Source organism: Mucilaginibacter sp. (assembly GCF_039935595.1).
In the GTDB taxonomy this organism is placed as follows: Bacteria; Bacteroidota; Bacteroidia; order Sphingobacteriales; family Sphingobacteriaceae; genus Mucilaginibacter.
The window spans coordinates 1-7,761 of record NZ_JBDTJZ010000061.1 but is presented as its reverse complement, the minus strand read 5'-3'; the positions used below and the strand labels follow the sequence as shown (position 1 = coordinate 7,761).

Annotated in this window: 7 protein-coding genes; 4 read left to right on the top strand and 3 right to left on the bottom strand. The window is 40.7% G+C overall.

Features of this window, described 5'->3' with window-relative positions; translation table 11 throughout:
* From ABI367_RS03505 to ABI367_RS03495, 3 genes are all read left to right on the top strand, one after another.
* A partial coding sequence (locus ABI367_RS03505) for a DUF7507 domain-containing protein (protein WP_462227721.1) occupies nt 1-1,278 on the top strand: 1,278 nt, incomplete at its 5' end.
* Between the two features lie 50 nt (nt 1,279-1,328).
* Nucleotides 1,329-2,294, top strand: a complete 966-nt coding sequence (locus tag ABI367_RS03500) for a PorP/SprF family type IX secretion system membrane protein (RefSeq protein ID WP_462227720.1) — start codon at nt 1,329-1,331, stop codon at nt 2,292-2,294.
* Between the two features lie 60 nt (nt 2,295-2,354).
* Nucleotides 2,355-4,331: an OmpA family protein gene (locus tag ABI367_RS03495; RefSeq protein ID WP_462227719.1), complete on the top strand. Its 1,977-nt coding sequence runs from the start codon at nt 2,355-2,357 to the stop codon at nt 4,329-4,331.
* A gap of 91 nt (nt 4,332-4,422) precedes the next feature.
* On the opposite strand, the gene ABI367_RS03490 is transcribed toward ABI367_RS03495, so the two are convergent.
* Nucleotides 4,423-5,985: a hypothetical protein gene (locus ABI367_RS03490; RefSeq protein ID WP_462227718.1), complete on the bottom strand. Its 1,563-nt coding sequence runs from the start codon at nt 5,983-5,985 to the stop codon at nt 4,423-4,425.
* A gap of 229 nt (nt 5,986-6,214) precedes the next feature.
* Between ABI367_RS03490 and ABI367_RS03485 the strand changes: the two genes are divergently transcribed.
* The gene (locus tag ABI367_RS03485) at nt 6,215-7,102 is read left to right on the top strand and encodes a hypothetical protein (protein WP_462227717.1); all 888 of its coding nucleotides are present in this window, start codon (nt 6,215-6,217) and stop codon (nt 7,100-7,102) included.
* Nucleotides 7,103-7,107: 5 nt separating this feature from the next.
* On the opposite strand, the gene ABI367_RS03480 is transcribed toward ABI367_RS03485, so the two are convergent.
* Nucleotides 7,108-7,368: a phosphopantetheine-binding protein gene (locus ABI367_RS03480; protein WP_460694782.1), complete on the bottom strand. Its 261-nt coding sequence runs from the start codon at nt 7,366-7,368 to the stop codon at nt 7,108-7,110.
* Nucleotides 7,368-7,761, bottom strand: a 394-nt coding sequence (locus tag ABI367_RS03475; RefSeq protein ID WP_462227716.1) for an ABC transporter permease, incomplete at its 5' end; no start/stop codon positions are given. The genes ABI367_RS03475 and ABI367_RS03480, both read right to left, overlap by 1 nt.

Below are 7,761 nucleotides of genomic sequence, written 5' to 3'. Positions count from 1 at the left end.
GACCCTATTACGGTAACTATTAATGTTTACACGGCTAAAATGTCATTAACCAAAGTGGCTAACAATGGCGCTAATAAAGTGGGTGATATTATAAATTATACGCTGATAGTAACTAATACAGGTACATCAACCTTAACCAATGTGGTTGTTACCGACGCGGGTGTTGATGCAGGTTTGATCTCACCGGCTTCAACTGCCAGCCTTGCTCCCGGAGCTTCTGCAACCTATACAGCTCAACATACTGTTATAGCTGCTGACGTAACCGCAGGTTTCTATAGCAACCAGGCCAGCGTAACGGCTAAAGACCCTAAAAACAATACTGTTACCAATCCAAAATCGGATGATCCGGGTACAACTACGCCTGATGATCCAACGATTGTACCGATCATAAATTTAGGTGTACCATCAATAGGCGTAGCTAAAGCAGGGGTATTCGCCGGTAATAAGATCACCTATACATTTACTATTACCAACACAGGTAATGTTAATCTCGACAACATCACTTTAACGGATACCAAGCTTGGGCTTGCCGCTGTAAGTATTACAGCCCCGACAGGTGGTTTAGTTCCGGCAGGTAAATTAACGTATACCTCAACCTATACATTAACCCAGGCTGATAAAGATGCCGGTACGGTAAATAATACTGCTACAGCAAGTGGCACTGACCCTAATAATACCACTGTAACAGGTACAGGCAGCGCAGTTACAACGGTTACCAAGTCGCCGGTTGCTGTTGACGATACTGACGATGCAACTGCGGGTACTCCATTAGTGGTAACCCCATTGGCTAATGATAACCCCGGAACTTCAACATTCCAATTAAATACTATCGAGATCATATCAAACCCGACACATGGCACTGCGGTGTCTAATGCAAATGGTACGGTAACGTATACTTCAACAGCAGGTTATTCAGGTACTGATGTATTTACCTACCGTGTTAAAGATGCCGATGGCTATTATACCAATATTGCTACCGTTACTATAAAAGTTACACCTGCACTAATAAAGATACCAAGCTTATTTACACCTAACGGCGACGGTGTGAACGACGGGTTTGTTATTAAGGACCTGGCTGATTATGCCCAAAACGAACTAATTGTTTTAAACAGGTGGGGTAATGAGGTTTACAGGGCCGAAAATTATCAAAATAACTGGTCAGGAACGGGGCTAAACGAAGGGACTTATTTTTACATAGTACGACTTAAAAAAGCAAACGGCGATTCGTGGGTGATACAAAAAGGTTATGTAACCCTGATAAGGCAGTTTAAAAAATAAATAAAAATATTGTCGCAGGTAATAGCACTGTGGTAAATGATATAAATAATATGAAACGAATATTAACATTGTTAACATTTATGCTAAGCACAGGGTTGCTTTATGCTCAGCAGGATGCCCAGCAAAGCCAATATATGTTTAATGGATTATATATTAACCCGGCATACGCGGGGTATAAAGAAACCTTAAACATACACAGCTTTTACCGTACACAGTGGACGGGTATACAAGGTGCACCGCGTACAATGGCGCTGGCGTTAGATGCCTCGGCCAATAACGGTAACGTGGGTTTAGCTTTCCAGTTAGCAAATGACAAGTTAGGCGCGCAAAGCAACCTTTCTGCCTATGCCAGCTACGCTTATCGCATCAGAATGAATGACGACGGCAGCTCACGCCTGGCCCTGGGTGTAAGTATAGGTGTAATGCAGTTAGGCATATCTGGTGTTTTGCTTGACCCAAATGATGTGGAAGCTAACCAGCCAATAGGTGTGCAAAACGCTATAGTACCCGATGGAAGGACCGGTATATATTTTTCGAGCAACAGGTTTTATGTAGGTGCATCTGCCGATAATCTTATTGCGCAGTACATTAATGTAAAGGACCATGCTTACATTTTGCAGCCAAAGCCGCACTTTTATTTTACCACAGGTATGCTTTTACCCATAACAACTGATGTATTGATCAAGCCAAGTATATTAATTAAGGATGACAGGGCAGGCCCAACCAGTATGGATTTGAACGCTTTTATTTTGCTTGGCCAAAAATTATGGTTAGGCGGATCCTACCGTTCGGCTATCAAATTATATGATAAAGGCAATCTTCAAAACAATCTTAACAGCCAGAACTCAGTAGTAGCCGTGGCCGAAATTTTTGCCATGCCGAACCTGCGTATTGGTTACGCGTATGATTTTTCAGTCGGGCCGTTGCAAGGTTACAGCGGCGGTACGCACGAAATATCAATAGGATATTACTTTAAGCGGAATAGAAGCAGAATGTTAACACCACGATATTTTTAATCAGAAAAGATATATATTAATTCATCTTATATTCTTGATAACAAGAAGGTATAACGACAAATGAAAAAAATACTAACCACAGGCACCCTTATCATTAGTTTGGTATTGTTATTTACCCAAAATAGTAAAGCGCAATATGTGATAAATGAAGCCGATGAGCAATATTACCTGTTTAATTATACAAAGGCTATTGACCTGTATTCGCAGGCTTATAAAAAACGACCAACCTTGCGCGCGGCCCAACAATTGGCAAGTTGCTATCGCCTTACACATGATTACAAAAATGCCGAAAGCTGGTATGCTATTGTGGTAGCCATGCCCGAAAGCCAGCCCGAAAATATATTAAAGTATGCCGAGGCCCTGCAAAATAATTCAAAATACAGTGAAGCAAAAGAGCAGTATGTAAAGTACTTATCACTCAACCTGGAACAGAATACTGACAAGGTAAAAAAGCTGGTTATGTCATGCGACTCAGCAATTAAATGGATGAAGAACCCGGTTTGGGTAAATATAGTAAACGAGAAGGCCCTTAATACGGCGCAATCTGACTGGGGCTCGGTTAAATATGGTAACAGTATTGTATTCTCGTCAGACAGGACCAATACCAGCAAGGAAGCAGGCGGCGAGAAAAAGAAACCATTTTTAAAATTTGATGGCGGCGATATATCACCAAGTACAAAAGTATATGGATGGACAGGTAATGATTATTTACGGTTATACCAGTTTGATGGTAATGCGGCAAAGCTATTCCCTATAAATACGGGTACAGAGTATCATATTGGTGCCGCTACTTTTACGGCTGATGGCAATGAAATGTATTTTACCCTTACACGTATACATAGTAAGGCAAAAGAAGATAAAAAAGGCACCAAAACTATTAATATTGAAATATATTCGAGCGTAAAAGAAAAGGGTAGTGATACCTGGAGTAAACCTGTTGCGTTTGCTTACAATAATTCCGAACTATGGTCGGCAGGAGATCCGTTTATAACACCTGATGGCAAAAAACTGTACTTTGTATCAGATATGGAAGGCGGTAAAGGCGGTACTGATATTTATTACTGTAACCGCAACACGGCAGGCGGCTGGGACCTGCCTGTAAACATAACTTCAATTAATACAGAAGGGAATGAGCGTACGCCTTATGTGGGCCCGGGCAATGATTTTTATTTTGCCAGTGATGGTGGCATAGGCATGGGTGGGCTGGATATATTTAAAGCCACTTACAGCGGCAATATTTATAGTGATGTACAAAACCTGGGCTACCCGGTAAATTCGCCGCAGGATGATTTTGCCTATAGCCTTACTGCCCCTAAAACCGGTTATTTATCTTCTGAGCGGATAGGCGGTGCAGGAAGCGATGACATATATAGCTTTTCAGAAAAAATTAAACCGGTTTATGCTTTAAGGCTTGAAGGTACCGCCCTTGATAAAACCAACCAAACCGCATTAGCCAATACTATAGTTACTTTCGGTAAAACCAACGGGGCAACGCCATTAAAAGTTCAAACCGACGAAACAGGTAAATATAAATTTGACCTGGAATCTGGCAATATTTATCAGTTAACCGGCGAAAAAACAGGCTATAGGGGCGATTTTGAAGAAGTTACTACCGAGGGTTTAACAGCCTCAACAGTAATAAGAAAAGACCTTTTCCTGAATCCAATTGTTTTAAACAAAGAGATAAAGCTTGAAAATATATATTATGATCTGAATAAATCAGATATAAGGCCTGATGCCGCCGTTGAATTAAATAAACTGATCAAAATACTTAAAGATAATCCTACTATTTGGATAGAGTTGGGCTCGCATACAGATAGTAGGGCTAGTGATGCTTATAATATGGCCTTATCTCAACGCAGGGCAGATGCGGCGGTTAAATATATAGTTACCGTAGGCGGTATTGACAGGAACCGAATAACCGCCAAAGGTTATGGCGAAACCAGACTGGTAAACGGCTGCTCAAACGGTGTAAGTTGTACTATACAACAGCACCAGCAAAACAGGCGTACCGAGTTTAAAATTGTTAAACAATAAATATAATTCTGATAATTTTCCAAAAGCAGAAAAGCCGGTAACAATGTTGCCGGCTTTTCTGCTTTTATAACAAGTTATATAGTGTTAAATATTATTCTTTCCGCACAATAGTATTGCTTACCTCAATCTCTGTTAATAATCCCGGCGAGCCTTTGTTGGTGCTGCCATATTGATCGGTTTTTGCCTGCGCTAATTTAGTGATATCATTATTTATTTGGTCGAGCTGTTTAATTAGACTATTTATTTGCTGCAGGTGCGCGTTAAACAGCTTTACCTTGTTGTTATAACCGGTAATGTTTTCATTATAAGTAAGGGCAACATCAGTTTTAGCTGTATCGGGCACCATATAGTTATAAGGCGTTAAGTTTTCAATAGTAGTTATTATGGGCGTTAACGAGTATGACGAGTCGGCCCTGGTTAGCCGGGCTAATGATAAATGCGCCGCGTTAGGGTTATAATTTATCAAGTTTTCATACTCGCCTAAAATGGCGTCCTTAACCTGGCGTTGGTGGGCGTATGCGTCGGCCACAATTCGGGCCTTCACATTGTTTTTAAATCCGTTAAACAACAGCGCAGTAAAATCATAAGCCTTGGTACGCAGCACCGCGTTTTGTACCGAATAAAAATTGCTCATATCGGTGTTTTTGGCATATACCAGCCCCAGATTCGAGCTGAATAATTTAAAACCTGGGTTACTGCTTATTGACAGATCTGTTTGGCTGCCAAAGCTATACAGCTTTTTTCCATAAATATCCAGGTTATCTATCCGCTCGTACGATGACAGGAAGTATAAACGGTAGCGCTGGTATTGTTGGTCGGGGTTATCAATTTGCGCATAGCAATTTTGCAGAAATGATTTTACCGAGTTATCATCAAAAACCTGGTATATATTGGCAGTGGGTCCGGGCTTCCATCGTATCAATGAAACTTTGCCTTTAAAGTTAAGCTGCACGCTGTTAGTATTACTAAACTGGGCGCATAGCTTCCCTAAAAAGTAAGCTACCTGCGCGCCGCCCCGAACGCCGTTTTGCGTATTTACCATAGTGCTCAGGCTATCCTGTATGGTAAGGTAGTTTTCTTTGTTGTTCCAAAATGACGGTTCAAGCGGCGGCAGCAATAAACGGTTGGTTTTGGTATCTACAAAAATAAAGGTGCCCAGGGGGTATACGTTTTGAAAATTATTTTCAAGCAACGCGAAATTGTTTGCTGCCGACGAGTCCATCTTCAGCAAAAAATTAAGCACTTTATTATGCTCCAGTTGCAAGCTCAGGTTTTCCAGTGTTTCAAAATTGGCGTTATCTTTTTCAGGGATAACTATGGGGATAAGCATAACCTGATTTTTAGAAAGGCTCTCATAGTCTTTTTTAACTATTGCCGACGTTTCGTCCTCAGGATTTTGACCATAAAAGGCAATGGTATCACCTTTATTTACTGATACGGATTTAGTAGTTTCTTCGCCGGCCAGCAACCTGGCCAATGATTTTAATTTAAAATCGCCCGATTTTTTCGAGATCTTATAAAAAACGGTTACAGTTGCTTTTGAAGTGTTTTTCAACTTGAATTTAAAGCCTCCGGCAACAGCTAAAAAAGGTAAAGCAAAAACTACAACTAAAATTAAAAGGATGGATTTATAGGTGGTGTGTTTTAAATACATGGTATAAAGTTATAACTGTACACTGGTCAAAAGTAAAACCTTTGTAAATAGAATACTGCCCATTATAACAAAATATGAGTAGTTTTAGTATTATTTAAGCTGATAATTAACAAATGCTTTTTAAATTAACCACAACAACCAAATAAAAAGACTGTTTTTTAAATACTCATAATAAGTATTTTACCCTAAATATGGTGCTGATTTGTATTTTTACCTTAAACCCATTGTTATGACCCCCCTAAAAGTAACTATCACAATTACAGTAAGTATTTTACTGCTTGCCGCTATAAACTTATCCGCGCAAGAGCAAAAAACAACCAATGTACAGGAAGCCGCTATTTGGGCACCTGATAATATTAAAGTTGATGGTAAATTAAATGAATGGAACGATTTTCAGGCATTAAATAAGGCCACGCAGGTTTATTACACCCTGGCTAACGACGGTAAAAACTTATACCTGGCTATCAGGTCGGTAAATTTAAATACGGCTAATAAGATAGTGGCGGGCGGCATTAATTTAACCATCAACGCTACAGGTAAAAAGAGCGATAAAGATGCTGTGGTAATTACGTTCCCAACCTCAAACCTGGGTAGCCTGCGCAACCAGATTGCCCCTGCCGTGCGTCAGGCCGGCGATGCGGGCAGACAACAGATAGATACTGAATTGGTTGCTGCGGTGCATAAAGCCGCCATAGATGCCGCGAAAGAGATTAAAGTAAGGGGCATAAAAGAAATAACCGATACGGTAATTTCGGTGTATAACGAGTATGGTGTTAAAGCAGTTATAAATTATAATACCAAAGGCAATTTAACCTACGAGCTGGCCATCCCGTTAAAATACCTGCAACTCCAGGATGGGGTGCCTTTTGCCTATAACCTTAAGCTAAATGGCATTGGCGGTAATAACAATAGTATGCCTGGCGGTGCCACATTTTCCAGTGGGTTGGCCAACGGGGCTGTAACTGATATTGACAGGAATGCCACCAATTATAGTGCCGGTGGCGGCGGGGCATTTACAAGCGCCGTTGGCGGTACAAGGCCATCAGACATGATAGACTTGCAAACCATGATGAACCCCACTGATTTTTGGGGAAAATATACGCTCGCAAAAAAGTAGAGAAATTATTTCCTGTTCGCTTCAATATAGGCGGCCATGGTATTTACATCAGTTAGTGCTTTTCGACCTTCTTTAGGGTCGTTAATGCTGATGCCGTATTCTTTTTTCAGTAGTACAATCAGTTCCAGCGAATCAATAGAATCCAATCCTAAACCATCACCAAACAGTGGTTCGTCATCCTTAATATCAGCCGGGGTAAGGTCAGTTAGGTTTAAAAATTGTATGATCTGTTTTTTTAGTTGCTCTTTTAATTCGGCTGTTTCCATTATATTAAATTCTTTCTTTTTAATCCTAAATAAGTAATAAACTGTATTACTAAAGTGATAGCAAACAAAGGTATCAAGTTGTTCGTAACATCCACTAATTTTCCACCCTGCAAGAACAGGGAATAGTAGGCTTCCAGGCACCAATGCATAGGCGATAGGTCGGCAGCCGATTTAAACGTACCCTGCATAGCAAAGCTGGGCACCATTAGGCCCCCAATAGCTGCCAGTATCACAATGGATACCGCGCCAAACCCATTTGCCTGTTCCTGCGTTTGCGAGAATACACCCACGCAAATAGCATAACTCACGGCACACCAACCGCATATTAAGGTAGTTATTATTAATGCCAACATATCCGCAGGTAAATTAAGTGCCGGCAAGCCTATAAACGGG